The organism is candidate division KSB1 bacterium, assembly GCA_034505495.1.
Classification (GTDB): domain Bacteria; phylum Zhuqueibacterota; class Zhuqueibacteria; order Residuimicrobiales; family Krinioviventaceae; genus Fontimicrobium_A.
The window spans coordinates 1-17,751 of record JAPDQV010000048.1 but is presented as its reverse complement, the minus strand read 5'-3'; the positions used below and the strand labels follow the sequence as shown (position 1 = coordinate 17,751).

The window sequence follows — 17,751 nt, the reverse complement described above, 5'->3', positions numbered from 1 at the left end:
GCGCCGTCCTCAATTCCGAGTTCGATTATGTCAAATACCTCGATGAGGTGCAGCGCAGCGGACAAAATTTGACGCGCACCTTCAGCGGTGTCTATTGTGAACCGCCGTCGGCCTTTAACATTACCCGCAATACCTTGGCTCCTGCCGAGGGCAAACTGATTTGCCCCTGGGCGCGCAGCGATCAACCCGGTTATGCCAACGGCGGCAATAAATTCGACCTCACGAAATGGGATGACGCCTATTTTTCACGGCTCAAATCTTTCGTTGCCGAAGCGGATAAACGCGGTATCGTTGTCGAATATGTTTTCTTTTGTCCCATGTACGAAGAGACGATGTGGGATCTGTCGCCGATGAATGTCCGCAACAACGTTAACGGCGTCGGCGATTGTCCGCGCGATCAGGTCTATACGCTCATGCACGCCGATTTGACGCGTGTGCAGGAAGCGCTGGTGCGCAAGGTGGTGCAGGAGCTGAACGACTTTGACAACCTGTATTACGAGATCTGCAACGAGCCCTATTTCGTCAACGTAACCGATGAATTTCAGCGTTACATCAGCCGGATCATCCGTGAAGCCGAGGCAGCGCTGCCGAAAAAGCATCTGATTGCCCGCAACATAGCCAACAACAGCGCCAAGATCGAGAATCCCGACCCCAATGTCGACATTTTCAATTTTCACTATGCCGTCAGCGCCGCCGTCGATTTGAACTATCATCTCAACAAGCCGCTGGGGGATGATGAGACCGGTTTCGCCGGCGTTCACGACGATCCTTACCGCAAAGAAGGATGGAATTTTATCGTTTCCGGCGGGGCAATTTACAACCATCTGGATTATTCCTATGCCGTCGGTTTTGAAGACGGGACCTTCGCATTTCCCAATACGCAGTCTGGGGGCGGAGGACGCTCGCTGCGTTCCCAGCTCAAAATCATGCGTGAGTTTATCGAAAGCTTTGATTTCATCAAAATGACGCCTTTGCAGGACAAGCTTGCAGGCGTGCCCGACGGCCTGAACGGCAGACTTTTAGGGCAGGAAGGGGTAGCATATATCGGTTATCTTTACCGGAAGGGCGAACAGGCGCAAAACCTCTCGCTGCGCTGGTCGGGCAAGCTGATTCCGGAGTGGAGCGGGGAAATCGTTTTTTATACCACGACCGACGACGGTGTGCGCCTATGGGTGGACGGCAGACTGCTGATCGACGACTGGACCGGCCACGCGCCGCTGGAAAACAGCGGCCGCATTCATCTTCAGACCGGCAAACCGGTCGATTTCGTCATGGAGTATTATCAAGGCGTCGGCGGCGCCGCCGCTTCCATCCGCTGGGGGAGAGGGATAGAAAAAGTGGCCATCCCCGCACGCTGTTTCCGCCAAGCGGACGGCGCTCCCGGCCTAAGGGTTGATTACTTTGACGATACGGAATTAAAGAACTTTCGACAAAGCGCCGGAGTCGACAGCATCTTTTTCAGCGGCGACCTCAAGCCGTTTTTCCCCGAGACTGCTCAGACGATTGCTGCAGCCCTGCAAATCGATCTGCCGGCGGGCGAATATCATGTGCAATGGCTCGATCCGGCAAGCGGAAAGATCTTGGCGGAAGAGATCGTTCGTTCATCGGGCGGCAAGATTTCGCTGACTCCCATGAAGGTGGAGCAGGATTTGGCGTTCGGTATTCGGAGAAAAAAGTAGAAAAAATAACTGGACAATCCGTTCTGAACAAATATTTCTCTCAATAAAGGAACTCTGATGGTAGGCTCAATAACCCTTTTCAGCCTAGTTTTTATCGTTGCTTCACCGGCCGCTCATGCGGACGGGATGCATTATCGTGCTTTTTATCCCGGCGAACTATGGCTTGACGACCGCGGCTTTCACATCAACGCGCACGGCGGCGGCATTCTGTACCACGACGGTGTCTATTATTGGTTCGGCGAACACAAGATCGCCGGCGAAGCGGGCAATCAAGCTTGGGTCGGTGTGCATTGTTATTCTTCCACGGATCTTTATAACTGGCGGGATGAAGGCATTGTCTTGTCGGTGGTCAAAGATGACTCGACGCACGATCTTGCTGCCGGTTGCATCCTGGAACGGCCGAAGGTGATTTATAACGCCAAAACCGACAAGTTCGTCATGTGGTTTCACCTCGAGCTCAGAGACATGGGCTATAAGACGGCGCGCAGCGGCGTGGCTGTGGCCAAACAACCGACCGGACCTTATGTATTCATCAAAAGCTTTCGTCCTAATGCCGGTTTTTGGCCTAAAAATGTCACAGAATCTGAACGACTGCCGAATCCGCGGGCGGCGGAATATGAATACAGCGGCGGCAGCCTGCCGCTCCCGGCCGACGAGCTGCGCCTCTACGCCCGCGATTTCGCCGGCGGCCAGATGGCGCGCGACCAGACGCTGTTTGTTGATGACGACGGTGCGGCTTATCATATCTACGCTTCCGAGGAAAACAGTACTCTGCACATTTCAAAACTGACGGACGATTATCTCTCCTATTCGGGAGAATATGTTAGGGTTTTCGTCGGCCGCTTTACAGAGGCGCCGGCGATTTTCAAGTACAACGGCAAGTACTATTTCATCGGTTCCGCCTGCACCGGTTGGGAACCCAACGCCGCGCGCTCGGCGGTTGCGGAATCGATTTGGGGACCCTGGCGGGAACTCGGCAATCCCTGTGTTGGTCCGGGCGCCGAATTGACTTTTCATGCGCAGAGCACCTTTGTTTTGCCGGTGCATGGGATAGCGGGAGCTTTTATATTTATGGCCGACCGCTGGAATCCGAAAAACGCGATCGACGGCCGCTATATTTGGTTGCCGATCCGCTTTGGCAAAGATGACCGCATCGAGATAAAATGGGCAAATCAATGGAGTTTGGACGTCTTTTCCGAAAAATAGGTGTTAACATCAAGCACTAAAAGGCGCTTGTATGAAACATTTTTATTTTCTTATGTTATCTTTCAGTTTGTTACTGGCGGCTAGACTGCAGAGTGAGGTAATCATTTATCCCGCCCCGCCGCAGGCGCAGAAATCAGCTGATTTTCAGCTGTGGGTGAACGGCCAAGAAGTTTTTGTTTATAAATCGCCGGCCTCCGCCTTTGCCTATTTTTCCTTTTCGGATTCGGTTTTGATAGAAATCAAACCGCGCTGGGCGGTTCGTGCAGTAGATATTCGGCCGAAAAGCAGCGGTGTTCGCCCGGAGGTTTCCGGCAATTTGATCAGATTTTCTCTCAAGGAACCGAAGAATCTGTCGATCGAGATCAACGGTCAGCCGAGCTGGGCGCTGTTCTTGTTCGCCAATCCGTTGGAAATCAACCCTCCGGTCGAAGGTCAAAAGGGCGTCAAGTATTTCGGCCCCGGCTTTCATGATCTAAAGGGGGAGAAAATCGAACTCAAGGCGGGCGAAACGCTCTATTTGGCCGGCGGCGCCATACTTTACAACACCATAATCAGCGGTAGCGGCAAAAACATACGGGTTTGCGGTCGCGGCGTGCTCGACAGCGGGCCGTCCGGAAACGTCGGAAAATATTGGTGGCGGCGCGCCGATAATTTGCTGATCGAAGGCGTCATCACCGTCAAATGGGTCCCGGAATGGTCGAACGTCATCAACAACTGTAACGGCGTGACGATACGCAATTACAAGGTCATTAGCGACTCGGACGTCGACGACGGCACCGACATCAACTGCTCGCAGAACGTGCTTATCGAAGACTGCTTTTACCGCACCAAGGACGACTGCATCTCGATCAAAGCCTATACCGATTTCGGCATTGCCTCGGAGCAGCCGGTCGATAATGTGACCGTTCGCCGCAGCGTATTTTTCAACGGCGATTGGGGCTATGCGGTACGCATCGGCACCGAGACCGGAGCCGAATCCTTTAGGGATATCGTCATCGAGGACTGCGACGTCATCCACGCGCGACTCTGGGGTAATGAGGCGCCGGAGGCTGCGCTCGGCATTGTCATCGGCGAGCGTGCCGAGGTGAGCGATGTGCTCTTTCGCAACATCCGCATCGAAGACGCACCGCGGCTGTTCAATTTGGAAATCTTTAAGTGGCGAGGCGAACAGCGCGGTCAACTGCATGATGTTCGGTTCGAAAATGTTCGTTGTTACGAAAAGCCGAAACTCGCTTCTAAAATCAGCGGGTACGATGCCGATCATCGCATCAGCGACGTGCAGTTTAGAAATTTCAACATTGCCGGCCAGTGGATCGAACAAGCCGATCCCGCCGTCGTAAAGATTAATGCTTTTGTCAGCAACGTTACCTTTCAAGTCGATCCTGCGCGAGTCAAGAATTCAGCCTACGGTATTTTAAAACCGGTAATAGAAAGGACTGCACTATACCCCAATCCCTGCAACGGTTCGGCGCGCATTGAGTGGTATTTGAACGAGCCGGCGCAGATCGAGCTGAAGGTTTATAATCTGCTGGGACGGCAGGTCGCGCAGATCGCCGAGCAGCGCTTCGACGCCGGCGGTTGTGCGGTTTCATGGACTCCTGCCGAAGATTCATCATTGCCCAGCGGCATCTATTGGCTGCGGCTGTCGGCACAGACGGCGGCTGAACGTCAGGTTCATCACATTAAGCTGATTTATCAGAAATAATCGTTTGCCATTTTTCGGAGGAAGATCATGAAAGTCATCGTACTGCTGACCTGTTTAGGGTTGACGACTCTGCAGGCGCAGGTCGCCCGCTGGATCTTTTCTACCGGTTCGGCGTCATGGGTCGAATCGCCGGTCAAACTGCAGACCTTTGACGGCACCGATTACCGACTTTTGGTCATTGATCCCGATATCGCCTTTCAAACCATAGACGGTTTCGGCGGCTGCTTCAACGAGCGCGGCTGGGATGCGCTGTCCTATTTATCCGAGTCGGACCGCCGTCAAGTGTTGCGCGACCTTTTCGATCCGTACGACGGTTGCCGCTTTACCCTATGCCGCATGCCGGTCGGCGCCAACGACTATTCGTTCGATTATTACTCGCTTGCCGAAATACCGGAAGATTATGATATGCAGCACTTTTCCATGGAACGCGAGCATCGCTATCTCATCCCGTACATCAAAGCCGCGATGGAGTTCCAGCCCGACCTCAAGCTCTTTGCTTCGCCCTGGTCGCCGCCGCAGTGGATGAAAATCAATCGCTTCTACGCCTGTCAAGGAGAACAGGAGACCTCCCGCCTGCGTTGGGAACCTCAGGTGCTGCGGGCTTATGCGCTCTATTTTTCCAAATTCATCCAGGCTTACCGCAGCGAAGGCATCAACCTTGTCCAACTGCACGTGCAGAATGAAGTCGATGCCTGCCAAATCTTTCCCTCGTGCCTGTGGAGCGGTGAGGAACTGACCGAGTTTTACCGCGATTACCTTATTCCGCGTCTGGATGCCGATGGTATCGACATCGAGCTGTGGCTGGGAACGATCAATCACGGCGACATCCGCAAGTACGCCGACGTAATGTTCGCCGATCCGGTTTGTCGAGCGCGGGTCACCGGCGTCAGCTACCAATGGGACGGCAAACACGCCGTGGCCGATACCCGGCGCAAATACCCCGAGAAAAAGCTTATGCAGAGCGAGAACGAGTGCGGCGACGGCTCGAACGACGTCAAGGCGGGATTGTACACCTTTAGTTTGATGAAAAAGTACTTTGAAGGCGGCGTCAACTCGTACATTTACTGGAACATGGTGCTCGACGAGTCCGGCATGAGCACGTGGGGATGGAAACAGAACTCGATGATCACCGTGGATCGCTACCGTCGCCAAGCGCGGTACAATTTCGAATTCTATGTCATGAAGCATTTCAGCCGCTTCATCGATCCGGGAGCTGTTCGCGTCAAGGCGATCGGCTATGCGGACGACGCCCTTGCTTTTCGCAATCCCGACGGCTCGATCGTCGTGGTCATGATGAACGACAGCTTTAATGTCAAGAGGGTGACGGTGCGGTTGGGGAAGAAAATGGCGCAGGCGGATCTGCCGAGCGGCTCGGTGAGCACTCTGGTGTTTCGCGAAAAATAGGTGACGCATGAAGCAGGTGAGCGAACAGCTTGACTCGGGATCGATAGAGCGGGCAGCGCTGTTCGCCGGCTTCGGCCAGTCGAGTTGGGCCCTGCAGGAACCGGCCGGCCTTACCGTCGTTCCGCGCCGCAGCCGCATGCGATTCGCGGCAATTAATTACGAACAAATCTAAAGATGCCGACGGATCATAATCGAGCGTTGTTCCCTTGGCTTGAAAAGAAAAATGCGACGAATGCGAGGGGGGAGCTTATTTCAACAGCAGCAGTTTTTGTATCAGCGATACAGAACCGCTGTTGAGCTTTAAAAAATAGACGCCGGCGGTCAGATTATCGGCCTTCAGCGCTATTTCGATTTCATTGTCCGCCGGCGCGGCCGAATAGAGCTCGGCAACTTGCTCTCCCAACAAATTGTAGAGCCGCAAGGAAATCCTTTCCCCCGGGGGCGCAGAGATATGGATCCGGCAGCTTTCATTGAACGGATTGGGAAAGGCGGCCAAACGCAGTGCCCTCTGCTGCTTATCCTCCTTAGAAATGCCGGTAAAGAGTCCTTCGAGCCGATAGAACGGCACCCGCTTCCGCTTGGTGATTTTGAGCCGATCGCCGATTGTTTCCGTTACAATTTCCGTTTTCCGATCGTGCGTAAAAATCCGTACCCTTTCCATAGGCCAAGGCAGGTTTGCGGGCTGCAGCATGACCTCGCCCTGGCTGCCGATAAAGGCCAAATGCAGAAAGGTTGCCTCTTTTTTGATCAGCAGGGCGCCGCTGGTCTGCACGCCGTACAGATCAAACGGTTTGCCGTAAGGATTCACAAACAAGCGGTCTTGGAGCAAGGCAAAGCCGACGGCTTGGCCGCCGAGCACGAGTTTGCCGACGCGGTCGCGACCGTTTGTCGCTAAAAAGCCTTTCGGGGCCAGAAGCGTTCCCTGCCATTCATAAGGCGTTGAGGAGAAATTGACCACGATGCGCCAACCGTTGTCGAATTCCGTCAGTTGTACATTCCGATCGGCGGAAAGGAATCGATGCGCCGTCATGGCGGCAAAGCCGCACTCCCGAAAGACCGAGCAGATGAGGAAATAGCTGGTCAGATAACGCTCCTTGTTGTTCAGCCAATAGCTGCGGTTGGGCGGTGCAAACAGCGGCATGGAGGCATAGAGCACATTCCACAAATCCTTATCATCCCAAAACTGCGGCACTTTGGACTGACCGTCGCCGGTATACCAAGTGGGCACGTGGACGTCATGATAGATCAGTCCGTGCAGCGGCACGCGCACCTGCGGATTGACATTGTAGGCGGCATATTCCGGCTCCGGATTGTTTACCGGATTGGCCCAATCATAGCCTGCATTGTTCTGAGGCCGCAGGGTCATGGTGCCCTCGCCATAGTCCACGCAGGGGAAGGCCCATTCGCGCGCCTCTTCGCTGCCGGTGACCAGCCCGAAGCCGTTTTTGATGCGATCGAGGAGGCGGATGCGATAATGCGCGTCTTCTTTGCGTGTGACGGGATGGGCCGGCGACCAGCATTCCGCGAGGGAAGACGCCAACTCGACATCGATGAATCGGCACAGGTAGGGTTGCGTCGCCAATTCCTGTCTCAGCCATTTATCTGCATAGCGCTCATGCGTGGCGGAACAGGTATAGTAACCTTGAAACGGCACATGGCCGTCCAAATAGGCCAACCAGCCTTGGCGCAATGAGCCGTCCTCGTTGACGATGACGTCTTCGGGATAGCCTTCCGTCCGGTACCACGGCGCCTCGGGATGAGTCGGCGGCCAGACGTCGGTGTAAATATCATAGCGACTGCTCAAATAGCCGCTTTCGTTGATGTACTCGATCAATTCGCTCTTGTCCTCAGGCGCATACCAGCCGGAGCTGAGCGAAATGATCGCCCGATCGAGGCCGTACAGCAGCAGACTGTCGATCGTGGCCGTCGTCTGCATCGCCTCATCCAACAACCAGAAATCGACGGCACCGCGCAGCCGTTCGATATTGGGATTTTCGGCAAGCTTTTCGCGCCACGTCTTGACATAGCCGAGTCTTTCGGCATGGCGCCGATACCAGCGGCACATTGCTGCGTAACCGTCCCGACTGATCGGCACGAAATAGAACGTGCGCGGCGTCAGTCGATTTTTTGCCGCTTCGTGCAGCAGCTGAGGCGTTGTGAGCGATTCCAGACGGGCAAATTCGACGACCGTATCCCATGGATCTTCGGATACCAGCATGTAGCCGCTCTGCAGATCGGTCACGCCGACGAACGCCATGGTCGATTTCCAATCGTACAGACCGAACTCCCAGAAAGGATAGTCCTCCGTTACCGGTAAAAGAAAGCCGGTCCCGCGCGGCACGACGATAAAGTCGTTGGACCGAACGCGAAACGGGCCGGGAAAGACGAGACGGCTCTCGAACGCTTTATCTTCATCAGGTTCGATCTGCATGCGCAGGGCATCTTCCATCAAACGAAAACGCAGGGTAACGAAAAGATCATCGGACAAGAGGGTGCAGCGGACTATGACCTCGCCGGCTGTGCTGTCCACCGCCGCCGGCAACAGTCCTACAGCCGCATTGGAGCGAAACACGATACCCGCCTCTTTGTCCTCCACTTCAAGATTCAAGCCGGGCAGCTGAATAGTCGCTTGCAAGCGAGAATTCTGCAGGCTCACTTTTCCGGCGGGTCCGCTGCTGCCGATTAAGGTCAATGACACATCGTCTGCATACAGCCGGCACTCGCCGCCGCCGATGAGTCGCGGCGTGATAAAGCGTACCGTCTCCGGTATGATGAAACGGGTGCGGAAAAGGGTAAAGGCCGGCGACCTATCGAGCTCCCGAGGCGAAAAAGACCATTCGAGCACCTGCTGATTTTTATCGTAGGTGATTACGGACAGTTCCGCCCACTCTGCCTGTTCGAGCGAGATCCAAGCTGAAAGCTCATAGATTTCTCCTGCCTTGACCGCATATCTTTTGTCAACGGCAAACGACCAATCCTGCGCATCGTGATGTTCGATCAACGCGGCGAAGGCGCCGTTATGCACTTTGTCGCTGACGACGCGGACGCTCCCGGCGCCGGGCTTGCGACTCCAAAACGGCGACCAGCCGCTGAGCCCGTTCTCGAAACCGCCGTTGACGATCAGGTTCTGTTGACAGAAACTCGCCCCTGTCGCAAGCAACAGGCCGCATACCGCGAAAAGAAAAGCCGACCGCTTTTGCATATTCACCTCTTCCCCAAAAGCCTGCTTGTGGTGTTAACATAGCGACTTTAGCAAAAACCCGCAAACGATATTGTCCGGCAAAAGATTTAAATTTGGACTTTATTCCCTTGTGTCTTATTTTATGCACGACGCATGCAAAGAGGAGAGCAACTATGAAAAAGAGTGCACTGATCCTTTGGCTGTGGGGTGCAGGCCTGTTGTTTTCGGCAACGGATGCCGTTCGGCTCAATCAAGTCGGTTTTTATCCGCAGATGCCCAAGATTGCGGTGGTCGTCAACAATGTCGGCGCGACCACGTTTATGGTCGCAAAGGCAGACTTGTCGGATACGCTGTACACCGGCTCTTTGACGCCGGCCAAATTCTGGGATCTCTCCGGAGAAGCTGTTTCGCTGGCCGATTTTTCATCGGTGACGCAAACCGGAACTTTTGTACTCATCGTTCCCGGTATCGGCGTTTCCTATCCCTTTGAGATCAAGCCGTATGTCCATCAGCGCGTTGCCATGTGGTCGCTTAAAAGCTACTACTTTCAGCGCGCGTCGATGGAATTGACCGAGCAGTACGCCGGAAAATGGAAACGCAAGCTGGGGCATCCGGATAACAAGGTCTATGTGCATGAATCAGCGGCCACAGCTGCAAGACCGAAAGATACGATCCTCTCCTGCCCGCGCGGCTGGTACGATGCCGGCGATTACAACAAATACATCGTCAACTCGGGCATCAGCACCTTTACACTGCTGCAGCTCTATGAAAATTTTCCCGACTATTGCAAATCTCTCGATACAAACATCCCTGAAAGCGGAAACGCCATACCGGACGTTTTGGACGAGGCGCTGTGGAATATCCGTTGGATGCTGACGATGCAGGACCCGAACGACGGCGGCGTCTATCACAAGCTGACCAACGAGAATTTCGACGCTTTCGTCATGCCGCATCAGGCGACCTCCAAGCGCTGGGTAGTGATGAAATCCACCGCCGCGGCGCTCGACTTTGCCGCGGTAATGGCGGTCAGCGCCCGCGTCTTTCGTGAGTTCGAATCGGTTATGCCCGGTTTTGCCGATTCCTGCCTTACCGCCGCCCTTGCGGCGTGGAATTGGGCGCGGCAAAATCCTGCCGTCTATTATCGTCAAAGCGAGATGAACAAAATTTACAAGCCGGCCATCAATACCGGCGAGTACGGCGACGGCAACGTCTCCGACGAGTTCCAATGGGCGGCCATGGAGCTGTTCTGCACCACCCATGCGGACAGCTTTTTATCCGCCGTCAAGCCGTTCCAGGACGCTTCGACCAGCCTGCCCGGATGGCCGAATGTGCGCACCCTCGGCTTCTATTCTCTTTTACAGCATGAAGACGAACTGCCGGAGGCTTACAATAAAGCGGCATTGCGGTCGCGCATCATCAATTTTGCGAACTCGGTCATGAGCGGTCTTGAGAATTCGCCTTATTACATTGTTATGGGCAAGAGCGCCTCGGATTTCGTTTGGGGCAGCAACGCCAACGCCGCCAATCAGGGCATTGCGCTGATCATAGCCTACCGACTGACAAAAGAGGCCAAGTACTTGGAGGCGGCGCTGACCAACCTCGACTATTTGCTTGGACGCAATGCCACAGGGTATTGCTTCCTCACCGGCTTCGGCAGCAAGCGGGTGATGAAGATTCACCATCGGCCGTCGGCGGCGGACGGCGTAAGGGATCCGGTGCCGGGACTTTTGGCCGGCGGGCCGAATCCGGGTCAACAGGACGGCGTCGCCTATCCCTCAAAACTGCCCGCCAAGTCTTATGTCGATGTTGAAGCCAGCTACGCCTCCAACGAGGTGGCCATCAACTGGAACGCGCCGATGGCTTATCTGGCCTGCGCCATAGAGGCGATACTTTCCGAGAACGGCCGCGCCGAAGGAACGGTCGTCGATGAAAAGCCGCATATCAAAGTTCCGGAGGAGTTGATTCTACTGCCCAATTCGCCCAATCCCTTTAATCCGAGCACTATGCTGCGCTGGCGTTTGGACGCACCGGCGGAGGTGAGCCTCTCGATTTATAACCTGCGCGGCGAAAGAGTGGAGCAGGTTGAGCTCGGACGCTTGGCAGGCGGAGAGCACGCTTTTCTCTGGCGCGCCGATGGACAGCCGGCGGGAGTTTACATCATCAGCGTAAAAGTCGGCGATCAAACACTGACGCAAAAGGTGACGCTGCTGAAATAGCCGATGAACTGAATCTCGGTAAAAGACTTGGCAAGATAAATGATCACACTCGGCATCGACAATCTGCTTGCTGATCCGGGGCTTTTGAAACGCCTGCAGGGAAGGAGGCTTGCTCTTCTCGGCCATCCGGCTTCCGTGACCGGCGACGGCCGTCATACGCTGGATGCGTTGTGTGATTCGCCTCACTGCCGACTGACGGCCGCATTCGGCCCGCAGCACGGTATGCGCGGCGACAAGCAGGACAATATGATCGAATCGGATGATTATATCGACCCCAAGCACGGCATTCCGGTGTTCAGCCTCTACGGCAAGACCCGTCGGCCGACGCCTGAAATGATGGCCTCCTTCGATCTTTTGCTCATCGATCTTCAGGACATCGGCACGCGCATCTATACGTTTATCACCACCACTGCCTACATGCTCGAAGCCTGCGCCAAATACCAAAAGAGCGTTTGGATCCTGGATCGGCCCAATCCCGCCGGACGCGCCGTCGAGGGAACCATTCTCGAGCCGGGTTGGGAAAGCTTTGTCGGCGTCGCGCCGCTGATCATGCGCCACGGCCTGACTTTGGGCGAATTTGCCCGATGGTACGTTCACTATAAAGAACTGGATGTCGATCTTGTTGTGGTGCCGATGCTCGGCTACGATCCGCACGCGGCCCCCGGCTACGGCTGGCCGCTGCACGAGCTGCCGTGGATCAATCCGAGTCCCAATGCCTCCAGCCTCAACATGGCGCGCTGTTTTCCCGGAACCGTACTGTTTGAGGGCACAACCTTATCGGAAGGCCGCGGCACAACAACGCCGCTGGAATTGGTCGGCGCGCCGGACGTGGATTTCGAGGCTGTATTCCGAATGATGTTCGATCTGGCGCCGCATTGGCTGCGCGGCTGCCGCATCCGTCCCTGCTTCTTCGAGCCGACATTTCATAAACACAGCGGCAGGCTTTGCGCGGGACTGCAGATTCATACCGATTTTGCCGGCTATTGCCCTGAGGCTTTCAAACCCTACCGCATTGCGGCGTTGATTCTCAAATGCATCCTCAGGCTCCATCCCGACTATCCGCTGTGGCGCTCTTTTGTTTACGAGTATGAGAGCGAACGCTTGGCGATCGACCTGCTGGCCGGCGGCACATTTTTGCGTCAATGGGTCGATGATCCGCAAGCTTTCCCGGCGGATTTTGACGCACGCCTTATGCCCGATGAGCAGCAATGGCTTGAGACAAGAAAACCGTTTCTGCTCTATTAACAAAGCAGAGGAGAAGCTAAAGAAAAATTTTTGTGGGAATTCACTGGAAAAGGCGGCAACTGTTCTGCCGCACGGTTTCGCGGCACTTCCCTGCTTTAAATAACAAAGCCGCCGTACTTTAACAGCCGCTGGCCGTGCTCTCCATTTACAAAATCCGCCGCAAGTTTTTTTACCTTGCAGGGAAGAATCGCCGCGGGCGCACCAAGGCGTTCAGGATGAGGCTCTGCCGATGGTGAAGGGCAGGGCGCATAAAAAGATAATCAATCCGGAAGCGACGCCTGCTTCACGGCCGGTGCCGGCTTTTCATGTCGTCCCCTGTGTTGCGGAGGTCGGCATCGGTTTTTCAAGCTGACCACGAGACTTTTTCTGTCGGCGTCAATTTCCCTTCAGTTCATTGCCGACTTTGCGCGCTCGTTCCGGCTTGTCGAGGTTGATGCCGAGCATTAAGCCGATCTCGACCAGCAAATTCCAACCGGCAGCTAAATAGACGTACGGCGTCATTTCTCCTTGATCGGGTACCAGCAGCGTAGGAAAGGGGGTAGGTTTGGTGGAAATCGCAACCACGGTCATGCCGACGCCTTTGACCAGCACCTCATGGAATTTTTCCATCTCTTCCTCGATCGGATCGACGACAAAGACGATATCCTCTGCGTCCATGACCTCTTCGATGCCGTGTACCGCATAGGTGCCTTCTAGAAAATCCGATTTCCTGCGCGTGATTTCGTTCGTCTTTAGGGTCAATTCTTCGGCGACGCCGTCGTTGTAACCCGAAAAGTAGATGGTTGGAGCTTTTACCGCCTTGGCAACGACCTCTGCAGGTACCGGCATCGTCAACGCCGTTTCGATGGCCGCGGCCAAAGAGCCGTAATCCACACTCGTCCGTTTACCGATATGGCGCAAAATCGATTCATAAAACAGCGCCTGCTCGATCACGCTTTTCGTCGCCGCCGTTGCCTGCTCCCAACCGCAGGTCAATACAAACGTCTCCGTGCAGGCCTTTTCGAGCGGAGTACCTTGGTTGGCGGTGAGTCCGAAACGGTATGGATTACCCTTTTGTGCCAATTTCTGCGCCAGCAGCACTACCTCTTTGGTACGTCCCGAGTTGGAGGCACAGAACACCGCAAAGTTTTGCAGATTGTATTCAGCCGCCTGGCGGGACCCTTCGGTGAACACCGCCGTCTCCAATCCCCAGCGCAGCGATTTGCGCACGGCGTTCTTGGCGGGAAAAATGCGGCTCGACCCTTCTCCGGTCAACAGCAGGCGACCGGCGGCGCGAATCTTTTCCGCAACCGCCTGCGTGCGCCGAGGATCGAAATTTTTGACAACTTGAACCACATCCGTCATTTCTTGAACCAGGTGAAATTGCGAATAGCGGGGATCGTTTTGTTTCATTGCTTGCTCCTGTATGGGGTTATCGATCGAATAGCCGTTCTGATTCTGTAAATAGAATGCAATTGCTTAATGTATTGAACGATAGGAGGTCAGATAAAACCGAAAAATTAGGTGCTAGGATCGGAGCAAAACAGATGACGGCGCCTCTCTTATGAATTGGCCGTTTAGTATCTTTGGGAAATCTATGCTTGTCGAAGATCAATCAAGACTCTACAAAATTTCGTAATAGAGGTGAAAATGAGGACCGGGTCGCGCTTTTAAGCTCATTTACAAAGGAGCCGCAAGCGTTCGCTGCCCCAAAATCCCAGCTGCCTTGGTGCTGAGAGGTGCGGAGGGCCAACGCCGGCCGAATGAACCGCAAAGGCAGAGTTCTAACCGCGGCAAAAAGCGGTCGACCTGCAGAACGGTCACATAAAAGTTTGCATCGTTTCCAGAAACAACAACATGGTGATCTCCGTGCCTCCGCGGCGAGCAAAATGAATAGCCACAGAGGCACAGAGGGCACGGAGAGAAAGATTCGACCGGCCCGGGAGTAACCCGATGAAAACAATACGATACTAAAAAAATCAATGTTTTTTATTTTTTCCGTGCTCTCTGTGTCTCCGTGGCCAAGTCCGATTTTCACGCCTGCTGTCTTTAGCCTCTGCTTTTGATCCTTGCGATCGTCTGCGCAAACTCCCGCGTCTCTTCTCTCACTTGCTGGATAAAACTGTTTTCTTCGATCGTACCGAGCGCAGCGACCATTTCCTCGTCGTTGCGGTAAGTGGCGCGACGGAAGGGATTGTCATAGTCTTTTTTGCGCGACAGATAGACTTGATCGCAAATAAAGCTCTGCACCTGCTCGGCTTTATCGAGAGCAAGGAACCACTGCTCGAGCGTCGGGTTTTGATTCTGCAGCAGTTCGCACAGCACCGCAAAGGCATGCTTTTGCTTTTCGAGCGGATAAGCTTCCCACAACTCGTCGTAACGACGATGGATCGCCTGCCAATCTTTCAACACGCCGTCGGCGATATCCTTTCTCAGGCGATCGACCTCCTGTTCGGGCATCAGCTGCCCCCCCAAGTTGACCCAGCGACTGACCCGCTCGCCGGCTAAAGCCTGCTTCATGGTCTCCCAGCTTTCCTTCGGTCGACTCTGGAGATAGTCGATGAGATTTTTAACGGCATAGTACCACAGCATATCTTTGTAAGCTTGGTAACCCTTTTGGGCTTTCAAGATGACGACGCGACGATTGGACTTTTCCATCTCTTCCCCCAGCACCGTCACGCCGCGCAGCGCCTCGCTCGGACCGTTGAGCAATTGACGGCCAATCTCCTGAAAGTCTTCATCGGTTTTGCCGTAAGCTTCGCCGCTGTTCTGCAGCTTGGATTTGGCAGTCCAGATCTCCAAGAGTCGCCGCGCCTCGAAAATTTCTTCCACCGTATCCGGCGCCAGGCAGTCGAATTCGATGTGCTGCAGCTTGCGTTTGCGTTTGTCGCGGCTGCGGTATTTCCACGCGTTGCGCGCCAGGGCGTACATGTTATAGAGCCACCAATAGGCCGGCAGCACTTCCAGTTGATCCTTGGCGACGTTGTTGTTCAGTAGTGAAAAGGGCAGGGGAATATTCAGCTCGGCAGGGTAGTCACCCTTTGATAACAGCACAAAGGAAGCAAATCGGCTGGAGTGCTTGATGCTGGTGCACAGTCCGGGCCAAAAGCCGCGGCCGGCCTGCACTTCATTATCGTTGGCGCGACTATTGTGATTGGATCCGATCGTGGCCCCGGCGGCGATGTTGCTCTGGCCGAGCACCACAGAGGCGATGAGAAACGAGTTGTTGTGATGCTGTTCGTGGGATGGAAAAATGAGGTTGTTCAGCACCTCGCAGCATGAAACCGTCGAGTTGTCGCCGAGATAAGAGTTGATGAGCCGGGCGCCGTATTTGAGATTCGAATTGTCGCCCATGATGAATCGAACGGCTTTGCAGCCGTAAAAGATGTGGCAGCCGTAACCGACGATACCGTTGACCATCTCCACCCCTTCTCCGATCTGCGTCGGCTCATCTTCCGACGAATTGATGGTAAGATTCTTCAGCTTGTTGGCGCCTTTGATGTAGCAGTGATCGCCGATTTTGACGTCTTTCAGAATCAATGAGTTCTTGATAACCGTCTGATCGCCCACGGTACCGTAATATCCGCGACGGGCATCAAAGCTTTTTTGCGTGATCTCTTTGAGCTGCGCCAACAACTCGCGGTCGTCGCGATATTTTGCCCAAAGATAGGCGTCGGCGGCCAGCATACCGTCAAAGGGCATCACGCGCCGGCTGCCGGTCTCGTTCATCAGATCGAGCCAAACGCGCACCTCTTCCGGTTCCCCCTCCTTGATGATGCCGTTGCCGAATTTGGCGTGGTTGGTGGTATGCATCTCGTCGATGTTGAGCAGAATGCAGCGGTCACCGATGATGTAATGCGCCAAATAATGGACATTATGGATGGCGCAGTCATCGCCGATGTCGCAGGAAAGAATGAGGCTGTTGGAAATACCGGCCGGCGTCAACAGCTCATGGTGTTCCAGGACGACCGGCTGCACCCGTCCGAGGCGCACCAGGCCGAAGAAGCGGTTGTTGACGATCAGCGTCGGATCGAACGGATCGGTGACCAAAACGTCATCCCAGTCACCTGCCTGATTGTTGTTCTTGACCAGCTGCTCGATCTCATATGCGCGCAGATGACGCCATCGGCTCTGCGGCCATTTCGACTGCCGATTGCGAAACGTATATTCATCATCGCCTTGATGAAGAAACTCGGACGGCACAAACCCCCTTTGCAGAGAATCCAGCGACAGCAAGGCAATAGACTCCATCACTCATCCCCTTAAGAAAAACACAAAATGATTTTTATGATTTAATTGGATATAATAGGATAAATTTTTCAGAATACCAACAGATAATAAGAAGAAGGTTTGGGGGTAAAAAAACGAACGGCCTGTACTCGACAGGCCGTTCGTTCAACGGAAGGAGAACTGGAATTATGTCCAAAAATTAACTTAATGAATGCCCAAGAGATAGGCCCAGGAGGTCTGTTTGTAGTTCCGATTGCCTGCCTGCATCTGGAAAGCGGCATTGAACGTGACGGCATAGTCCGGAGCGCCGCCGATCTGAGTAACCAAAAGCTTGCCGTAGTGATTGTCTCCGGTTTTAACTGCATACACATGACCAAGGAGCACGGCAATCGATTTCCCTTCAGCAGAATAGCCCTGCGCCGGAGCGATATCCGCGCCGTCCAAATCTTCCATATAGCCCAAGTCCTGCAGACCGCCGCCGTTCATGCCGGCCAACCAGGGACGAATGTCGGTGCCTTTGGAGGGATCGTACGCTTCGTTGATAATGTCCGCGCCGTTGTCGCTCTTGTAGCCGGTTGCAGGCACCGGGACCACCTGAAAGGTGTTGAAATCGAATCCCGCTTTGCTGTCGTCGCCGCTCACCTGCGCTGTGGAGGCCGATTTGATGGTCACCGACATGATATCCGGCCGCGGCGTATCGACGACGATGTTGCTCGGATAGCTGATCTCTTTTTTGTCCTTGCGATTATAGGCCACCACGGCAAAGCTGTAGGTCTTGCCGTTCGTCAGCCCCCTGACTACGGCCGACTGCATTTTGTCGGAGTAAAGCACCGTCGAGGCATTCGCTTTGTTGATTTCCAGCGAGTCGACTTTGACAAAGGCGGAGCTCAATGTGCTGTCCGAAGA

The 17,751-nt window shown here is 54.5% G+C and carries 12 protein-coding genes; 8 read left to right on the top strand and 4 right to left on the bottom strand.

Going from position 1 to position 17,751, the window contains the following annotated elements:
• The 5 genes from ONB24_13925 to ONB24_13905 all read left to right on the top strand — a co-directional run.
• Positions 1-1,679: PA14 domain-containing protein (locus tag ONB24_13925; protein MDZ7317212.1), on the top strand; the 1,679-nt coding region annotated here is incomplete at its 5' end.
• Between the two features lie 126 nt (positions 1,680-1,805).
• The gene (locus ONB24_13920) at positions 1,806-2,885 is read left to right on the top strand and encodes a glycoside hydrolase family 43 protein (GenBank protein ID MDZ7317211.1); all 1,080 of its coding nucleotides are present in this window, start codon (positions 1,806-1,808) and stop codon (positions 2,883-2,885) included.
• Positions 2,886-2,916: 31 nt separating this feature from the next.
• Positions 2,917-4,590 carry a glycosyl hydrolase family 28 protein gene (locus ONB24_13915; protein ID MDZ7317210.1) on the top strand — a complete coding sequence of 558 codons (1,674 nt, stop codon included), beginning with the start codon at positions 2,917-2,919 and terminating at the stop codon, positions 4,588-4,590.
• 27 nt (positions 4,591-4,617) lie between these two features.
• A complete protein-coding gene (locus tag ONB24_13910) occupies positions 4,618-5,994 on the top strand; it encodes a glycosyl hydrolase (protein MDZ7317209.1) in 1,377 nt (458 codons plus the stop codon).
• Between the two features lie 7 nt (positions 5,995-6,001).
• Positions 6,002-6,166: a hypothetical protein gene (locus ONB24_13905; GenBank protein MDZ7317208.1), complete on the top strand. Its 165-nt coding sequence runs from the start codon at positions 6,002-6,004 to the stop codon at positions 6,164-6,166.
• 75 nt (positions 6,167-6,241) lie between these two features.
• On the opposite strand, the gene ONB24_13900 is transcribed toward ONB24_13905, so the two are convergent.
• Positions 6,242-9,196: a carbohydrate binding domain-containing protein gene (locus ONB24_13900; GenBank protein ID MDZ7317207.1), complete on the bottom strand. Its 2,955-nt coding sequence runs from the start codon at positions 9,194-9,196 to the stop codon at positions 6,242-6,244.
• 152 nt (positions 9,197-9,348) lie between these two features.
• Between ONB24_13900 and ONB24_13895 the strand changes: the two genes are divergently transcribed.
• The 3 genes from ONB24_13895 (at position 9,349) to ONB24_13885 (ending at position 12,988) form a co-directional block, all read left to right on the top strand.
• Positions 9,349-11,391: a glycoside hydrolase family 9 protein gene (locus ONB24_13895; GenBank protein MDZ7317206.1), complete on the top strand. Its 2,043-nt coding sequence runs from the start codon at positions 9,349-9,351 to the stop codon at positions 11,389-11,391.
• A gap of 39 nt (positions 11,392-11,430) precedes the next feature.
• Positions 11,431-12,636 (top strand): DUF1343 domain-containing protein, encoded by a 1,206-nt coding sequence (locus tag ONB24_13890; GenBank protein ID MDZ7317205.1) that lies wholly within the window; start codon positions 11,431-11,433, stop codon positions 12,634-12,636.
• Positions 12,637-12,865: 229 nt separating this feature from the next.
• The gene (locus ONB24_13885) at positions 12,866-12,988 is read left to right on the top strand and encodes a hypothetical protein (protein ID MDZ7317204.1); all 123 of its coding nucleotides are present in this window, start codon (positions 12,866-12,868) and stop codon (positions 12,986-12,988) included.
• A 23-nt stretch (positions 12,989-13,011) separates the two neighbouring features.
• On the opposite strand, the gene ONB24_13880 is transcribed toward ONB24_13885, so the two are convergent.
• From ONB24_13880 to ONB24_13870, 3 genes are all read right to left on the bottom strand, one after another.
• A complete protein-coding gene (locus ONB24_13880) occupies positions 13,012-14,028 on the bottom strand; it encodes an SIS domain-containing protein (protein ID MDZ7317203.1) in 1,017 nt (338 codons plus the stop codon).
• Positions 14,029-14,664: 636 nt separating this feature from the next.
• Entirely contained in the window at positions 14,665-16,866 is a 2,202-nt protein-coding gene (locus ONB24_13875; GenBank protein ID MDZ7317202.1) for a DUF4954 family protein, read from the bottom strand.
• 183 nt (positions 16,867-17,049) lie between these two features.
• The coding region (locus tag ONB24_13870) for a hypothetical protein (protein MDZ7317201.1) at positions 17,050-17,751 on the bottom strand (702 nt) is incomplete at its 5' end.

Bases quoted from the DNA above. Each gene is read 5' to 3' on its own strand.
- ONB24_13915 (MDZ7317210.1), top strand. From the start codon at position 2,917: ATGAAACATTTTTATTTTCTTATGTTATCTTTCAGTTTGTTACTGGCG.
- ONB24_13910 (MDZ7317209.1), top strand. From the start codon at position 4,618: ATGAAAGTCATCGTACTGCTGACCTGTTTAGGGTTGACGACTCTGCAG.
- ONB24_13895 (MDZ7317206.1), top strand. From the start codon at position 9,349: ATGAAAAAGAGTGCACTGATCCTTTGGCTGTGGGGTGCAGGCCTGTTG.
- ONB24_13885 (MDZ7317204.1), top strand. From the start codon at position 12,866: ATGGTGAAGGGCAGGGCGCATAAAAAGATAATCAATCCGGAAGCGACG.
- ONB24_13900 (MDZ7317207.1), bottom strand. From the start codon at position 9,196: ATGCAAAAGCGGTCGGCTTTTCTTTTCGCGGTATGCGGCCTGTTGCTT.
- ONB24_13905 (MDZ7317208.1), top strand. From the start codon at position 6,002: ATGAAGCAGGTGAGCGAACAGCTTGACTCGGGATCGATAGAGCGGGCA.
- ONB24_13920 (MDZ7317211.1), top strand. From the start codon at position 1,806: ATGCATTATCGTGCTTTTTATCCCGGCGAACTATGGCTTGACGACCGC.
- ONB24_13880 (MDZ7317203.1), bottom strand. From the start codon at position 14,028: ATGAAACAAAACGATCCCCGCTATTCGCAATTTCACCTGGTTCAAGAA.
- ONB24_13890 (MDZ7317205.1), top strand. From the start codon at position 11,431: ATGATCACACTCGGCATCGACAATCTGCTTGCTGATCCGGGGCTTTTG.
- ONB24_13875 (MDZ7317202.1), bottom strand. From the start codon at position 16,866: ATGGAGTCTATTGCCTTGCTGTCGCTGGATTCTCTGCAAAGGGGGTTT.